Origin of the sequence: Stecheria intestinalis (assembly GCF_009696165.1) — a bacterium.
Lineage (GTDB): Bacteria > Bacillota_I > Bacilli_A > Erysipelotrichales > Erysipelotrichaceae > Bulleidia > Bulleidia intestinalis.
This window is the reverse complement of sequence record NZ_VUMN01000006.1, coordinates 46,177-62,525: the sequence shown is the minus strand read 5'-3', so window position 1 is coordinate 62,525 and position 16,349 is coordinate 46,177. Positions and strand designations below refer to the sequence as shown.

Here is a 16,349-nt window from a genome sequence, read left to right as displayed (position 1 = left end):
TCCATACTGCAGGGGCCTCTCTCACCTTAAGAATCCTAGAGAAAAGACAAAGAAATGAGGCCGGAATCACTCCAGCCTCACGCCTTTATCCGACGACGATATTGACAATCTTGTTCGGAATCGCGATCACTTTGCGGATCGTCTTCCCTTCCAGGTACTTCTGAACTTCCGGAAGCTTCTCAGCCTGGCTGATCAATTCTTCCTTCGGTGCATCCTGGGCCGTTTCAAACTTTGCCCGGACTTTGCCGTTGATCTGAACGACAATGACCGCCTTCTGCATGACGAGCTTGGATTCATCATAGGCCGGCCATGGCTCATAGGCAATGGAGCCTTCCTTGCCAGTCAGATCGAAATACAGCTCTTCGCCGAGATGCGGTGCGAAGCAGCTCAGCATCTTGATGAAGTTCTGCGCCATCGTCCGGTTTACCTTGCCGGTCTTGTACACTTCATTGACGAAGATCATCATCTGCGAGATTGCGGTATTGAAGTTCAGGGTCTCGATATCGCTGGTCACCTTCTTCACCGTGAAGTTGTACACATAATCAAGCTCCGGAGTTGCTTCATCGGTGATCATGCCTTCGGTCGTGATCATGCGGTAGATACGCTCCAGCCACTTTCTGGCACCATCCATTCCCTTGTCGCTCCACGGGAGAGATGCTTCCAGCGGACCCATGAACATTTCATACACTCTCAGCGCATCCGCACCATGGCTCTGCACCAGGTCATCCGGGTTCACGACATTGCCGAGAGACTTCGACATCTTGACGCCATTGGAACCGAGGATCATGCCCTGATGAAACAGCTTCTGGAACGGCTCATTGTTCGAGACCACGCCGCAGTCATGCAGCACCTTATACCAGAACCGCGAATACAGAAGATGCAGCACCGCATGTTCGGCACCGCCGATATACAGATCGACCGGCAGCCAGTGATCCATGAGCTTGCGATCTGCAATCTCCTTGTCATTATGCGGATCCAGATAGCGGATGTAGTACCAGCACGAACCAGCCCACTGCGGCATCGTATTCGTTTCGCGCTTGCCTTTCATGCCGTCAATCGTGACATTCAGCCAGTCGGTGCAGTTGGCCAGCGGCGACTCACCATCCGCAGAAGGCTGATAATTGTCCGTTGCCGGCAGTTCCAGCGGCAGATTGTCTTCGGAAACAGCTCTCAGGGTTCCGTCTTCCATATGGATGATCGGAATCGGCTCGCCCCAGTAGCGCTGACGGGAGAACAGCCAGTCTCTGAGCTTGTACTGAATCTTGCGCTGACCGACCTTGTTCTCTTCGAGCCAGTCAATCATCTTCGCGATGGCTTCTTCCTTGCCCAGGCCGTTCAGCCATTCGGAATTGATGTGCTTTCCATCGCCAGTGAAGGCTTCTTCTTCGATATTGCCGCCCTCCAGAACCGGGATGATCGGCAGATGGAACTTCTTTGCAAACTCATAGTCACGCGTATCATGGGCAGGCACTGCCATGATCGCACCGGTACCATAAGTAGACAGAACATAATCAGAAATCCAGATCGGTATCTCTCTGCCATTGACCGGGTTGATCGCATAGGCACCCGTGAATACACCGGTCTTCTCTTTGTTCAGGTCTGTCCGGTCAAGATCGCTCTTCTTCGCTGCTTCCAGCTGATAGGCTCTTACCGCTTCTTTCTGTTCCGGGGTCGTGATGAGATCAACGAACGGATGCTCTGGAGACATGACGCAGTACGTTGCACCGAACAGCGTATCGCAGCGGGTCGTGAACACCGTGAATTCCTTATCGGTTCCCTTGATCCTGAAGATCACTTCTGCGCCGACCGACTTGCCGATCCAGTTGCGCTGCATGTCCTTCGTGGATTGCGGCCAGTCGACCGTGTCCAGATCATTGAGCAGCTGCTCTGCATATGCAGTGATTCTGAGCACCCACTGACGCATCATCTTGCGATATACCGGATAGCCCCCGATCGCAGACTTGCCCTCAATGACCTCTTCATTTGCCAGCACGGCTCCAAGTTCCGGGCACCAGTTCACCGGCATCTCAGCGGTATAGGCAAGCCCTCTTTCATACATCTTCAGGAAGATCCACTGCGTCCAGCGGTAATAGTCCGGATCGCAGGTGCAGATTTCCCGGTCCCAGTCATAGGAAAATCCCAGAGACTTGATCTGATCGCGGAAATGATCGATGTTCCGGTAAGTGAATTCGCCAGGATGATGGCCTGTCTTCAGGGCATACTGTTCGGCGGGCAGTCCGAATGCATCAAATCCCATCGGGTGCATGACGTTGTATCCCTGCATCCGTTTCATGCGGGCAACGATGTCGGTTGCAGTATAGCCTTCCGGATGTCCTACATGCAGGCCCTGTCCGGACGGATACGGGAACATATCCAGGACGTAATACTTCGGTTTCGAGAAGTCATAGGCATCGGTCTTGAAGGTTTTGTGATCTTCCCAGTACTTCTGCCACTTCTTCTCAATCTTCTGATGATCGTACATGAGTTTCCTCCATCTCTCTTTCACGCTCCGGGAAAACAAAAGACGCCCCGGAGATTCTAAGGACGTCTTTCAACGCGGTACCACCTTAGTTCACAGCCATGCTGTGCGCTTTTCAGTGCCATTATCGCAAGCCCTGTCTGCGGCCGCTCCCGAGCCGAGTTCAGCATCGTTCCGGTTCAGGTTTCACCAGCCCCTGACTCTCTTCTTCCGGAAACAGACCGCCTACTGCTGCCCGTTCTTCGCAACACAAGCATTCTAACAAGTTTGAAAGTCAAAAACAATCACCGTTTCTGATTGCTCGTCCCGAACAGAATCGGCAGGCCATTATACAGATAGCAGCCCAGAGCACCATAGGAATGCGAAGCCCCCTGCTGCAGACGCCAGAACAGATTCTCTTCCGTGAACGTGTCTGTCTTCCTCATCTCTGTGACCTGTTCTTCCATCGGCGTCAGGAAATAGTCATCAGAACCGCTTTCCGCAACGATCACGAAATCCGAAGAAGTATATCCCTGATCGCTGACCGCCTGGGCAAGCAGTTCTGCCACTGCTGCATAATCCGTTTCCGCTCCGTCGGTCTTCGTCTTCCAGCAGTCCCCGCTGAGGGAAAGAAAGCCATGAAAGAGATCCAGATTCTCGAGGAACTCATACCAGGTCGTAACACCGCCCATCGAGAAGCCGCCGAAATAGTGATCATTCCGATCAGAAGAAATCCGGTAGTTCTCCAGGAGATACGGAAGCAGATCATTCCTGGTCTCCTGGGCAAATGGCTCCAGTTCCGTCTCGGACTTCTCCCAGGAAGCGGATTTATTCCTGGTGTCAAAGGTAGGCGTCACAACGATGCAGGCAGGAATCATTCCATCAGATATCATATGATCCATCACATTCACGACCGCCCCGTCTTCCGCGGTGAAGATCGTCGAACCATTGCCCTGCCAGCCATGCATCAGAATGATCAGCGGATAGGAATCGCTGCTGTCCGAATAGCCGGACGGGAGATACACTTCTGCTTCCTTGCTCAGGGTGCTGCCATCGCCATCCGTATAATTCAAGGCAGAATACGTGATGGATTCCACCGTTCCGCCATTCTCCATCGCTTCCAGATACGTTTCGGGCAATGCTTCCGCATCCATGTCTGCGATCACTTTCGGCTCCGGAACCGAAGTCGCAGAAGGAGTCGGGCTGAAAGAAGGAACCGCTGCTGCTTCGGAAGCAGAGTGACAGCCGGAAAGAAGAAGCACAGCGATCATGATCAGAACTCTCCGATTGCCTACCACCGGTTTTTCACCTTCTCTGCAAAGCCGAGGAACTCTTTCAGAACGACCTTTCTTCCATCATCCAGAATGCACGTCCCGGAGAACTTTCCGAACACCTGATGCTGAAGGGAATACAGAAGCTTCACATCAGTTTCCGCATGGCGGTCCAGAATCGGCTCGAACACGAGATTCACGCGGCCATTGTTTTCCGTGAAATGCCATGCTGAAAGGAAGTCATCGCTTCCATCTGCATTTTTCGGAATCCGGAACGTCACGCGGTCCAGCTTATGGCCGATGCCATCATAGAAGAGAATATTCTCGCTGGCAGCCGAGGTATCGCCGAAGCCATATCCGAAATTGAAACCGAATGAATGCCCGTCGACGTAACCGCTGGCATTGGACCAGTACCAGGTTCCTTCTCTAAGCCATACGCCTCTGCCCCAGTCCAGGCATCCCGTTGCCGCAGCAGGATCGAAATGATGGACACGCCCGCCGAGTGCGATGTATCCCTCCGCTCTCAGACAGCAGATTTTCTGATTGTAATAGAATGCCTTGCGATCTTCCGCATAAGGCGTCAGAATCACCAGCGAGTCCTTCGGCTCATCCCTCAGCCAGAGATCGGCATCCAGCGGCAGACCATCCGAAAAATCAAGCACATGCGCAATGAGATGCCGTTTCCCGTTTTCATGCGTGAATGCAAGATCCATCTTCTGATTCCGCCAGAACACATCGCCGGTTCCGGAATCAGCAGGAAGATGCGTTCTGCCCATCGGCATGGCATTCATCTCGGATTTCGTCACTTCTTCCGGGATGCTGAAGTCCAGCAGGCTCACGCTGCCGAGGCCCATATAGGAATTATCGTCAATCGTCAGGGCCAGGCCGAATTCATGATCCGTGATGAGATAGTAATCCCATTCCTTGATGCGCAGCGGACTGGCCTTGATGCGCTTGCGATCATAGGTCTTGACCAGGCTTCTTGCCCAGCCCCGCTCAATCAGCTCGCCATGAGAATCAAGCAGCTGACCATGTTCTGTGAGTTCGTGTTCCATGTGCACTCCCTCCTCTTTCTTTTATCCTAGCATATTCCTGGAATCATGCTTCACATGGATTCCGAGCAGTTCGGCAAGGACCACGGCCTGTTCTTCATTGACGATGATTCCTTTGAGATCTACCGTGCTGACCAGCATCCCGCTGATCGAACAGGTGCTGAAATCCATTCCGGCAAGCCGGCATCCTCCGAATTCAGCCTGCTCGAACAGATCTTCTGACAGTTCCATGTCCGCAAACGTGCAGGAAGTGAATGAACACTCCGAACAGTCTGAAGAAAGAATGGCTCCGCGTTTCCACCGGGAAGCACCGAAGCTGGCATATCTCATGCTGCAATGCTGGAACCGGATATCCTCAAAGAACGAATCTTCCAGATCCGTTCCGATCAGCCGGCAGTCTTCAAACGCACATCTGCGGAACGCAGATTCCTGCATCCGGCAGTTGGAAAAATCGCAGTGCATGAACAGACAGTCCGTATATCCGCAGGATTCCATGGACTCGGGCAGCGTGACATGATCAAACCGGCACCCTGAGAAACTATGATCGATGATCTCGCCGGTGATGGTTTCCTTTTCATACCATTCCTGATCATGCCTCAGGATCTCCCCATTGAAGGAAGTCTTCTCAGGAATCACAGAAAAAGAAGGTTCTGAACGCTTCTTCATTTTCTGACCGGCTGTTCTGGTTTCAGGGCAGGCTTCTTCTGATCAAAGAGACGATAGAACTCGTCCGGAACCGGAGCTTTCATCTTCATGGTCTCGTGGGTTTCCGGATGGACGAAATCCAGCTCGCTGGCATGAAGACCGAGTCTTGCGAACGGAGTCTTGCCATCTCCGTATTTGTCATCCCCGACAATCGGATGACCGATCGAAGCCATCTGCACACGGATCTGATTCTTTCTTCCGGTTTCAATCGTGACCTTCAGAAGCGAGTATTCCTCATTCTCCTTCACGACTTCATAATTCGTGATGGCCTTCTTGCCCTTCTTCTTGTTCTTCGTGATATAGACGATATTGTTTTCATTCTCTGCCAGATAGTGAACAAGACGTCCTTTCTTCTCTTCCAGAGTTCCGTTCACAACGGCATAGTATTCTCTGAGGGTGATGTCTTCATTCCAGTGCATCCTGAGCATGCTGTGGACCCTGATGTCTTTGGCAAACACGAGAACCCCGGAGGTTTCCTTGTCAATGCGGTGCAGGATATAAGGACGATTCGATGCTCCCTTCATCCGCAGATAGTCGCAGGCATACGAATACGCGCAAAGACGCTCTTTATCTGATTCTACCGACAGCAGTCCGTTGGGCTTATTGATCACCAGAAACTGATCATCTTCATAGATGATCATCGGAATCAGCGGACTCTCAATCGTCTTCTTCTTGCCAAGCCGGACGGTATTCTCCATGCGCACCGGATTCTTCGCAATCTTCACTTCATCATCCTTGGCCAGCGGATAATCAAACTGCGTCACTGGCTTGCCGTTGACCAGAACCTTGCGGTCATGGAGGAGCTTCTTGACGCTGTTGCGCGACAGCGGGATCTTGCTCAGCAGAAAATCCAGCAGAACAGTACTGTGCGGAATGACCCACGAATACGTATACCGTACTGCAGGGTATTTTGCTGCCTGTTTCTTTTCTGTTTTCTGTCTGGTTTTCTTCGCGGTCTTTGCGGCTGTTTTCTTCGATGCTTTCGCCCGCACCGGATGGCTTCCTGATTTCTTCTTCATCGCAACCATAATATCATGCCTGTCTACCGGTTCAGTTTCCGGCGGTATACGTTCCGCTGATCGTTTCGGAAACAATCACATTCCCGCGTGATCCGCCCGCGGTATCCATGCCTGCAAACAGGTCTTCCGGATTGTTCCCTGCCGCATCGAACGTGCCAGGCAGCGCATCCGGAGCCGCCTTCAGGGCATAGACCGTCACTTCATACGTATGGGTTCCGGAGGGCGGATACGGTCCTTGATAGCTGCCTGGGTTCTCGCCTTGTGACAGGTGTGTGCTCTTGATTCCTGACGCAATCCAATGCAGCCAGTTATTTCCATCCGGGTCGATCATTACAACGGCATATTCCTCTGCCCCTTCCACGGCATCGAAGGAAAGTTCCGGAGACAGGTTCTGTCCGCTCCCATTTGAAGCGATCACGGAGTTCCAGACGCCATCAGAAAGATCATCAGAAGAAAGATTCAAGGAAAGAACAGCCGGTTCTGAAGAAGCAGGCACTGTCGAAGAACTTTCCTGCATTACAGCAGCACTCTGCTTTGCTTCAGTTTCTGCAGCGGCACTGCCGCAGCCAGCCGCAAACACTGCNAGAATCACTATCAGCTTTTTCATCCGATCATCTCCTTTGCTGCTTCTTTCACGAGTACATCCGGAATCGAAGCACCATGCTGGCCTACAGCAAGCGCACTGATGCGGCTGGCAAAAGAAAGCGCATGATCCACATCCAGGCCAAGCATCCTTCCGGCGATGAATGCTCCGATATGCGAATCCCCTGCTCCGTTTCCATCAATATGCACTGCCGGAAAGGCAGGCGCTTCATGGTAGGAACCATCCGGTTCCATGCATGCACTGCCATAGCGGCCATCCGTGATGATGACCAGATTCCCGGTAATTTCTTCCAGGAGGCGGCAGCAGCGTTTCAGCGTATTCTCACTCGGAATGATCAAGCCCTCTCTGGCCAGGAAAGAATATGCTTCACGATGATTCAGATGCAGGATCGGGTGAATGGCAAGCAGGCGGTTCTGACGTTCCCGATCGATATTCAGGATTCTCGCTCCCGGGGCATAGTAGAGCAGCAGCTCCGGATGTTCTTCCATATACGAAACAATGGCTTCGCCAGTATCTTCCTCGATTTCCAGGCCGCAGCAGTAGGCACACTGATATTCCGAAGCATCCATGGCATCAAGCCAGGCTTTCTGAAAATGATACTCCGCTCCATGGATGGCCAGGAACGTCCTGTTTCCTTCCTGGTCCACGATGCAGTAGCAGCATCCGTTTTCTTCTTCCGGGCGCACCCATGGCTCTATTCCTTCTTTTCTGAGTCCTTCTGCCACCATCTGGCCGTAGAAACCTCTCCCGACGGGCGAGCATTGCGTCATCGGCACGGAAAGCTGACGCAGGATTTTCCCGACATTGTAAGAGCAGCCGCCCATGGACAGTTTCTGTCCATAGGGATTCACATCTTCTTCCACCTTTGGAAGATGATCGACCCGGATCGTGACATCGATCACGCTGGAACCTATTACCATTGCTTTTTTCATGGGAATATCATAGCCCGCACCGCCAGGAAAAAACAGAAAGAAATGACCTAAAGTCTGGTCTTTTCCCAGTATGCTCCCATGGACTGACCAGGCTGAGCGGTGACTTCATGGTTCAGATAGGAAGAAAGACCATCTTCAGAAGGATCATAGGCAAGAGCACTGCGGGGATCCGGGAATTCAATCTCGGCATACCAGAATTCCGTCGGCTGGCCCGCATCGACATGATTCACTTCCAGATGCCTTCCGCTTTTCAGCAGATACGTTCTTCTTGTCTTCGGAATCAGGGGCCGGCCGATCAGATCTTCAATCTCGTGATATTTCTCTTCCGAGATTGCGATCTCGATTTCCTTCCGGCTCAATGTTCCGCTGGATTTCAGGCAGAGGATCCACGCATCCTGGCATGGAACTTCTGACAGAACGGAATAGATGGTACTTTCCCGGCGGATGCGGACCGTGGGATGCACGGAAACATAGCCCTGATCCATCTCCTGCTCCAGCAGAAGCTTCAGTTCGCTTTCCGGCCAGTGAGTCACGAGCCACTTCCGTTCGGTTTCAATCGGTGCCTTGATGTCTTCTTTCATATCGTTTTCTCCGGCTCTATTGTACTTCTGACGAAGGAGGAACGGCCAGCGTGTTAGAATCATCCCGGAAAGAGAAATGAAATGAATATTGCCATTGACCAGAACTCTGAAGTTCCTGCCTACCTGCAGCTGTACCGCCAGCTGAGGGAAGAGATCGTGAAAGGAATGTACCCCTACCGCTCCCGGTTTCCGAGCAAGCGGACGTGCGCAGAAGAGACCGGCCTCAGCGTGATCACGATCGAACATGCCTATGCGCTGCTCTGTGAAGAAGGATATCTTGAAAGCAGAGAGCGTTCCGGGTTCTTCGTCTCTTATACCGAAGAAGAAGTCAGGCCTGTTCAGGAAGCTCTGCCGGACCTGAAGCCGATGGACAGCCTTTCCGTAGATGAAGAAGCGTTTCCACGTTCCGTGTTTGCAAAGACAGTCAGGAACGTGCTTTCGATGCGGGAAAACGAGATTCTCGAGAAATGTCCTGGCAAAGGACTTCCGGAACTGCGCAGCGTGCTGACTTCCTATCTGGCCAGATCCAGAGGCATCATGGTGAATCCCGAGCAGATCGTGATCGGCAGCGGCAGCGAATATCTGTATTCTCTGATCGTGCAGCTTTTAGGCAGAGAGCGTATCTTCGGCATCGAAGATCCTTCGTATGAACGCATCCGCGAGATGTATCAGTCGCAGGGAGTTCAGGTAGATCTATTGAAGATGGGAAGAAACGGCATCCGCACGGATGAACTAGCCCGGACCAGAGCTACTGTTCTCCATCTGACCCCGTTCCACAGCTTCCCGACAGGAATCTCTGCCGATGCGTCGAAGAAGCAGGAATACCTGCAGTGGGCTGAGAAGCATCATGGCATCCTGATTGAAGATGACTATGACAGCGAGTTCACGGTTTCTTCCAAGGCTGAGGATACGCTGTTTGCAATGGAGCCGCATCATCGGGTGTTCTATCTGAACACGTTCAGCCGCACGATTTCTCCTTCGTTAAGAATCTCGTATATGCTGATGCCGGAAACCTTTCTGGACACCTATGAAAAACGGGCAGGCTTCAATGCCTGCACCGTATCCACACTGGTTCAGTTAGTGACGGCGGAATTAATCGAACACGGGGATTTCGAACGCCATATCAACCGTGTGCGCAGAAGAAGACGCCGTCAGCCGAAATGATCAGGCTTTCTTCTCCATCAGCTTCTGCCGCTGCTTCAGAGATCTTCTGAGCCAGCCGCCCTGCAGATAATAGATCACGAACAGAACTGAAGTTGCTGCCCAGGAAATCGGATAGCAGCGCAGCGTATCGAAAATCGTCTGCGACGGATAGGACAGAATCCATACAATCCGGAATGCCCCGATACCGAGGGCCGTCATGATCATCGGCATCAGCGAATCCCCGCAAGCCCGGATGCTGGAAGAGAGAATCTCCACGCCGATGAACGTGATCCACCACGGTGCAAGATATCTTAGCATGCTCTGACCGATCGCGATGACATTCTCATCGGGCGTGAACAGTCGGAACAGCCACTGTCCTGCTAACAGGCATACGCCTGTGATCACCAAGGTTCCGATCGCATCGATGGCAAAGCTCTCGCGGATTCCCTTCTTCACACGTTCGGTCTTTCCGGCTCCGAAGTTCTGTCCGGCACAGGTCAGAACAGCGGTTCCGATCGCTCCGGAATAGTTCCAGAACATCGCATCGATCTTGCCGAAGGCGGTATAGGCCGCAACCGTATCAGTCCCGTAGCTGTTCACACTTGCCTGGATGAAGAGATTGGCAACACTGTAGAGGCAGGACTGGATCCCGGTCGGAAGACCGATGATGACAATCTGCTTCAGCGTTTCCGGATCATTGGACAGCGTGCGCAGCGTGAACCGGCTTCCCTCTTCTCCTTCGGCCAGAACTTTCAGAGTCAGCACGCAGCTGACGACCTGGGCAATGACTGTAGCCAGGGCAGCCCCGGTGATTCCCCATGGAATCACGGCGACAAACAGAATATCGAGAACGATATTCGTGACACAGGCCGCAATCAGAAAATACAGCGGTCTTCTCGAATCGCCCATAGCTCTGAGAATTCCGGCGCCGGTATTGTAGATCAGCGTCGGCAGAAGACCGGTGAAGTAGATCCGCATATAAATCAGCGAATAAAGAAAAATATCATCAGGCACATTCAGCAGGCGAAGAATGCCAGGAGCTCCCCAGATTCCGACGGCTGTCAGGACGATGCCGAGCACCACTGCCAGATACATGCCGGAATTGACGCCTTTCTTCACGCCTTCCCAGTCTCTTCTGCCGTAGTACTGTGCTACGACAACCGTGGCACCGGAAGAAAGCCCGGTCACGAATCCGACCAGCAGATTGATGACCGTACCAGTGGAGCCGCCGACGGCTGCCAGTGCTTCTTTGCCGACAAAGTTTCCGACGACAATCGCATCGACCGTATTGTAAAGCTGCTGGAAGATCGTTCCGGCAAATACGGGAAGAAAGAAGAAGAGCAGTTCCTTCCAGATGACCCCTTCCAGAAAATCTGTCTGATGACGCTTCATGAAACGATCCCCCTTCTGCTTGAGAGACATGTTAGCACACCTGTACCCTCTGCAGAAAGAGGAACATGCATGCTAGCCGATCAGGCGATTCAGCTGATCCTCAGATGCGGCAGGAACTGTCTTCAGAAGATGGCGGATGATCCGTTCTCTGGACTCTTCCGGCGTACGGGAATAGGCCCTGGTCACCCGTTTCTGTCCGAACTGCTGCTCCGGGGTCGTGTATTCAGCAATGCCCCAGCCATACGGCTCGCCATGCTTATCGAACGGATAGACAAACGTGCGGATATTCAGATACGTTTCCATCTGCAGCCTGGTCATGATCGTATCGAATCCCTTCTTCTCCTGATCATAGCCAGTCATTTCTTTCAATGCTTTCGTATCAATCGCATGATGTGCCATCACGGCATTCATGATGACCTGATCCGGATGCGGTGCTCTGCCCATATCGATGAGCGTATCGAAATCACAGCCATCCCGGCGGACATTGGCAAAGTCCGGAAACCATCTCATCGCGACAAAGCCGGCCTTCTTCCGGAAAAACTTCCCGTAGACTGCTTTTCCATTCAGAGATACTTTTCCTTTCCATTCCCATGGTCCATCCAGCGTATCCGAAAACCACCGCTCTGAGGGTGTATGTTCTTCAATCGAGAAGCCTGGAATCTCATTGGCGAAGAATGGCAGAAAGCCTGACTTCAGCACCAGTTCCTCCAGTTCTTCCGCATTATGAATCATATCTTCCATTTCTTCCTGATCAGTCCCCTGCTTTCTTCTGCCATCTCAAAGAGCATCTGATCTGAAATCTGTCCATCCAGCACGGCGCTGATCCAGAGCTGATGATTCATATGCCAGGCAGGATAGATGCCTGCCTCTGTTCTCTTCGTGTCCTGCCTGAGATTCACGATCTCGGCAATTTCTTCTCGGCCTGGCTCGAGCTTCTCATACGGCACACACATGATCAGTGCATACCACTTTCCGCCTGTCCGGAAGACCGCCATCGTCTGATCATCCTTGAACGGATAGTCCGGTTCTTCGGAATATTTCTGGTGCAGATATGCAGCAAGCCTGACTGCCTGATCCGTACGGAAACGGACTTCGTCAAAGCATTCTTCCCGAACCTGCTTCAGCACAGCTTCATACGCTTCGCGGACGCCGGATACGAAAGATCCGGTCTCCTGAGCAACCCGCAGAGGAAGAAATGGTTCATTGAACGCATTCTCAATGACTTCTCCTGAAAGAATTCCGTTCTGATTGACATGGAGTTCTGCTCGGAAGGCATCATTCAGAAACGGAATGGTTCTCTGATAGCCATCCCGGTCCTTCTGAAATCCATGCTGTTCTGCCTTTTCCGGATTGAATCTGCTATGCAGAAAGATCTGTTCCTCGATCTTCTGATCAGTCAAGGTACAGCACTGCCTTTCCTTCTGCCAGCGTCTTCTTCATATCAAGAACCCGCTGATTCGAGGAACCCCGGAACTTCAGAGAGATATCCTTCCTGCTGAGCACAAACGGCCCGTCCACCAGGACATCGAGAAGACTCAGCATCTCATCTGTAACCTCGGTATGTTTCCGTCCTCCTGGCAGCAGGTCTTTGTCATAAACAAAGCCTGTATAGCTCCAGATATCCTTATCCGGATATTCTGCTCTGACCTTTCTCAGCAGCGTGACCAGCACTCTCTGATTCTCCGGTTCAAACGGTTCGCCGCCAAGCAGGGTCAGTCCCTGGATATACGGATGATTCAAAGCATCCAGAATTTCCTGTTCAGTGTCTTCGGTATATAGCTTTCCATACCGGAAATCCCAGGTTTCCTTCTGGAAACAGCCTTCGCAATGATTCGTGCAGCCGCTGCAGAACAAGGAAACCCTCACTCCCAGTCCGTCTGCAATGTCATATTTCTTGATATTCCCGTAATACATATCCATGTCCGCCTTCTGCAAGAACTATACCACGGAGAACGATATTTCTGTCTGTTCCTTTCGCCAGAGCTTTTCTAGTGCTTCAGGCGGACAGACGCTTCCCGGGACAGCGCAGAGCTGGCAGATTCCTGATCTGCCCGCGTGAAGAATGCATTCTCGATGCAATTTCCTTTCGGGAAAATGGCATGCTTGTCATAAGTTCCGGGGATTGCTGCGGCATCGATCATCACGGTTTCGCTGTCCGATCAGCCGGAAGATTTGATCTGGGTATGATGATAGAAGTCAGTCCGCACCCCAAAGACCAAGGCATTGAAACGCATCTTCTGTGACCAGGATCACCAGACTTTTCCGCTTCTGCTGGTTCAGTGTCAGGCAGGCGGAAATGATCCGGTTATCCGGTTTTGCGATGGAATATCCGGCGGGAAGTTTATCCGGATTGACACCATCCGGTTCAATGATCAGTCTTCCGCCATTAGTGAGCTTCACGCCTTTAATCAGGTCTCCCTTCATCCGCAGCTCTTCCAGAATCCGGATCGTCTCCCGGGCATGATACCCGATTTCTCTGAATTCTGTCTTCTTGGCATCCAGCTCTTCCAGCGTAGTGCCAAGCAGATACACATCATTCTTTTCAAATCCGCTAATTGCGTTGTGGAAGTGCAGCAGGATATTCGTATCCAGGACAATGCGTTTCCCCATCAGCTGTTCAGCTACTTTGCTACCTGAAGTATAGGAACCCGCGGAAAAGAACCGATGAAGTTCCATTAAAGTTCAGGATGACGCATCACTGCATGCATGAAAAAGAGTTCTGCATCAGTTAGGGGAAGACCGGAGGAATGCAGAAACAATCAGCAGGCTGAACTGCGTTTCCTCTTTCTGTACAGATTGACGAAGAACAGCAGGAACTGCGCGAAAAGGATGCAGTTGAGCACCGTGAATCTCTTCGGTATTTCCGAGAGCCTGCGGATTTCCTCCTGAATCAGAAAACACAGGCCGGATCAGCCTGTGCTTTCTGAAATAAAATGTGATTTCTGAATCTTACAGATGAAGGACGCGTTCCTTGATTTCCTGCGTACGGCCCTGGTTCCAGAACTGGGTGCCGATGTAGCCGCAGGTACGTCTAGCGACGTTCATCGTGTCCTGATCCGTATTGCCGCAGTTCGGGCATCTCCAGATCAGCTTGTGGTTCTCGTCTTCGACAATCTGAATTTCTCCGTCATAGCCGCACTTCTGGCAGTAGTCGCTCTTCGTGTTCAGCTCTGCATACATGATCGTGTTGTAGATATGTTTCATCAGGGCAAGAACTGCCGGAATGTTGTTCTGCATGTTCGGAACTTCGACATAGGAGATTGCTCCGCCAGGACTCAGCTTCTGGAACTGAGACTCGAACGTCAGCTTGTCGAATGCGTTGATCTGCTCGCGGACATTGACATGATAAGAGTTCGTGATGTAGTTCTTGTCGGTTACACCCGGGATGATGCCGAAGCGTTCCTGCAGGCACTTTGCGAACTTGTAGGTGGTGCTTTCCATCGGGGTTCCGTAAACAGAGAAGTCAATATTCGTCTCTGCTTTCCACTTTGCGCAGGCATCATTCAGATGCCGCATGACCTTGAGGCCGAATTCCTTGCCTTCTTCCGTCGTATTGGACTTGCCGGTCATATAGCGCACGCATTCGCAGAGGCCGCCATAGCCCAGTGAGATCGTCGAATATCCGCCGTAGAGAAGCTTGTCGATCGTTTCCCCCTTCTTCAGGCGGGCAATGGCTCCATACTGCCACAGAATCGGAGCCACATCGCTCGGCGTTCCGAGCAGACGGTTGTGGCGGATCATCAGCGCCCGGTAGCAAAGATCGAGACGCTCATCGAAGATCTTCCAGAAGTCATCCATGTTGCCTTTGGAGGAGCATGCGACATCAACGAGGTTGATCGTAACGACGCCCTGATTGAACCGGCCGTAATACTTATGCTGGCCCGGCTTGTAGCTGCCGGCATTGGCAACATTGCCTTCACCTGCATCCGTGAAGCGATCCGGAGTCAGGAAGGAACGGCATCCCATGCATGGATACACATCGCCTTTGAVTTCCTTCATGATCTTGGCGCTGATATAGTCCGGCACCATGCGCTTGGCGGTGCACTGGGCAGCGAGCTTAGTCAGATAATAATATTTGCTGTTTTCATGAATATTATCTTCATCCAGGCAGTAAATCAGCTTCGGGAAGGCCGGGGTGATGTAGACCCCCTTCTCATTCTTGACGCCCTGCATGCGCTGCTTGAGCATTTCTTCGATGATCAGCGCAAGGTCTTCTCTGGTCTGGCCGGCAGGCACTTCATCCAGGTACATGAACACGGTAACAAACGGGGCCTGTCCATTCGTGGTCATCAGCGTGATGATCTGATACTGGATCGTCTGCACACCGGTGCGGATTTCCTTGCGGACCCGCTCTTCTGCAACCTTGTTGATCTTGTCCTGATCGACTTCGATGCCAGCTTCCCGGAACTCTTCGGCAACGGTCTTCCGATGTTTCTGACGGCTGACTTCGACAAACGGAGCCAGATGGGAAAGCGTGATCGTCTGGCCGCCATACTGGTTCGAGGCAACCTGGGCGATGATCTGGGTAGCGATATTGCATGCCGTCGCGAAGGAATGCGGCTTATCAATCGTCGTTTCGGAGATGACCGTGCCGTTTTCCAGCATGTCTTCCAGGTTCACGAGGCAGCAGTTGTACATCGGCTGAGCAAAATAGTCCGCATCATGAAAATGGATGATGCCTTTCTCATGCGCATCGATGATATCCTGCGGCAGCAGGAATCTGCGAGTGATGTCCTTGGACACTTCTCCTGCCATATAGTCACGCTGCGTGCTGTTGACGGTCGGATTCTTGTTCGAGTTCTCCTGCTTGACTGTCTCATTATTGCGGCCGATCAGAGACAGAATCTGCTTATCGGTGGTATTAGCCTTGCGGACCAGAGCCCGTTCATACCGATAGGTAATATAGTTATGAGCAACCTGGTATGCCTTTTCTGCCATGATCTCCGTTTCGACCATATCCTGGATTTCTTCCACGGAGACTGCCCGAGTGACCTGCTGGCACCGCTTGACAACCCGCTCCGTGATCTCACGGATCTGCTGATCGCTCATCTCTGCATTTTGTACCGTAGCAGCATTTGCTTTGCGGACTGCATTCTCGATTTTGCTCGCATCAAAAGCAACTTCTTCCCCACTGCGCTTGATTACATTCATGTCTGCTATCCCTTCCTGATTCCATATAGCAATAGTTGCAT

At 52.0% G+C, this 16,349-nt stretch carries 16 protein-coding genes; 1 reads left to right on the top strand and 15 read right to left on the bottom strand.

The genetic code is table 11. The annotated features are described in order from the left end of the window. Positions 1-85: 85 nt before the first annotated feature. The 8 genes from leuS to FYJ51_RS03985 all read right to left on the bottom strand — a co-directional run bounded on the left by leuS (position 86) and on the right by FYJ51_RS03985 (position 8,622). Positions 86-2,482 (bottom strand): leucine--tRNA ligase, encoded by a 2,397-nt coding sequence (gene leuS / locus FYJ51_RS04020; protein ID WP_154503496.1) that lies wholly within the window; start codon positions 2,480-2,482, stop codon positions 86-88. A gap of 281 nt (positions 2,483-2,763) precedes the next feature. Further along, on the bottom strand, positions 2,764-3,729 hold the full coding sequence (locus FYJ51_RS04015; protein ID WP_154503493.1) for an alpha/beta hydrolase: 966 nt from the start codon (positions 3,727-3,729) through the stop codon (positions 2,764-2,766). A 20-nt stretch (positions 3,730-3,749) separates the two neighbouring features. Continuing rightward, positions 3,750-4,784, bottom strand: coding sequence for a DUF2804 domain-containing protein (locus FYJ51_RS04010; RefSeq protein WP_105303869.1), 1,035 nt, complete (start codon positions 4,782-4,784; stop codon positions 3,750-3,752). A gap of 21 nt (positions 4,785-4,805) precedes the next feature. Next, complete coding sequence (locus FYJ51_RS04005; protein ID WP_154503490.1) at positions 4,806-5,447, bottom strand: pentapeptide repeat-containing protein; 642 nt, start codon at positions 5,445-5,447, stop codon at positions 4,806-4,808. After that, the gene (locus FYJ51_RS04000) at positions 5,444-6,505 is read right to left on the bottom strand and encodes an RluA family pseudouridine synthase (protein ID WP_205946170.1); all 1,062 of its coding nucleotides are present in this window, start codon (positions 6,503-6,505) and stop codon (positions 5,444-5,446) included. Before FYJ51_RS04000 ends, FYJ51_RS04005 begins: the two co-directional genes overlap by 4 nt. Before the next feature lie 31 nt (positions 6,506-6,536). Next, positions 6,537-7,022 (bottom strand): YbhB/YbcL family Raf kinase inhibitor-like protein, encoded by a 486-nt coding sequence (locus FYJ51_RS03995; RefSeq protein WP_456243035.1) that lies wholly within the window; start codon positions 7,020-7,022, stop codon positions 6,537-6,539. Between the two features lie 86 nt (positions 7,023-7,108). Beyond that, entirely contained in the window at positions 7,109-8,041 is a 933-nt protein-coding gene (locus FYJ51_RS03990; RefSeq protein ID WP_154503481.1) for a PfkB family carbohydrate kinase, read from the bottom strand. A 47-nt stretch (positions 8,042-8,088) separates the two neighbouring features. Beyond that, positions 8,089-8,622 carry a CYTH domain-containing protein gene (locus FYJ51_RS03985; protein ID WP_154503478.1) on the bottom strand — a complete coding sequence of 178 codons (534 nt, stop codon included), beginning with the start codon at positions 8,620-8,622 and terminating at the stop codon, positions 8,089-8,091. A gap of 81 nt (positions 8,623-8,703) precedes the next feature. Between FYJ51_RS03985 and pdxR the strand changes: the two genes are divergently transcribed. Beyond that, positions 8,704-9,786, top strand: coding sequence for a MocR-like pyridoxine biosynthesis transcription factor PdxR (pdxR, locus tag FYJ51_RS03980; protein ID WP_154503475.1), 1,083 nt, complete (start codon positions 8,704-8,706; stop codon positions 9,784-9,786). Here pdxR and FYJ51_RS03975 read toward each other — a convergent pair whose 3' ends face one another. The 7 genes from FYJ51_RS03975 to nrdD form a co-directional block, all read right to left on the bottom strand. Further along, positions 9,787-11,157 (bottom strand): MATE family efflux transporter, encoded by a 1,371-nt coding sequence (locus tag FYJ51_RS03975; protein ID WP_154503472.1) that lies wholly within the window; start codon positions 11,155-11,157, stop codon positions 9,787-9,789. It lies immediately after the preceding gene. Between the two features lie 72 nt (positions 11,158-11,229). Beyond that, positions 11,230-11,898, bottom strand: a complete 669-nt coding sequence (locus FYJ51_RS03970; protein WP_154503469.1) for an AlkZ-related protein — start codon at positions 11,896-11,898, stop codon at positions 11,230-11,232. Further along, positions 11,886-12,557: an MmcQ/YjbR family DNA-binding protein gene (locus FYJ51_RS03965; protein WP_154503466.1), complete on the bottom strand. Its 672-nt coding sequence runs from the start codon at positions 12,555-12,557 to the stop codon at positions 11,886-11,888. Before FYJ51_RS03965 ends, FYJ51_RS03970 begins: the two co-directional genes overlap by 13 nt. Continuing rightward, positions 12,550-13,071, bottom strand: coding sequence for an anaerobic ribonucleoside-triphosphate reductase activating protein (gene nrdG / locus FYJ51_RS03960; RefSeq protein ID WP_154503592.1), 522 nt, complete (start codon positions 13,069-13,071; stop codon positions 12,550-12,552). The genes FYJ51_RS03965 and nrdG overlap by 8 nt, the downstream gene beginning before the upstream one ends. A 74-nt stretch (positions 13,072-13,145) precedes the next feature. Next, on the bottom strand, positions 13,146-13,298 hold the full coding sequence (locus tag FYJ51_RS03955; RefSeq protein ID WP_154503463.1) for a hypothetical protein: 153 nt from the start codon (positions 13,296-13,298) through the stop codon (positions 13,146-13,148). Positions 13,299-13,353: 55 nt separating this feature from the next. Continuing rightward, entirely contained in the window at positions 13,354-13,767 is a 414-nt protein-coding gene (locus FYJ51_RS03950; RefSeq protein WP_205946169.1) for a PIN domain-containing protein, read from the bottom strand. Between the two features lie 339 nt (positions 13,768-14,106). After that, positions 14,107-16,308, bottom strand: a complete 2,202-nt coding sequence (gene nrdD, locus FYJ51_RS03945; RefSeq protein WP_154503457.1) for an anaerobic ribonucleoside-triphosphate reductase — start codon at positions 16,306-16,308, stop codon at positions 14,107-14,109. Positions 16,309-16,349 lie beyond the last annotated feature (41 nt).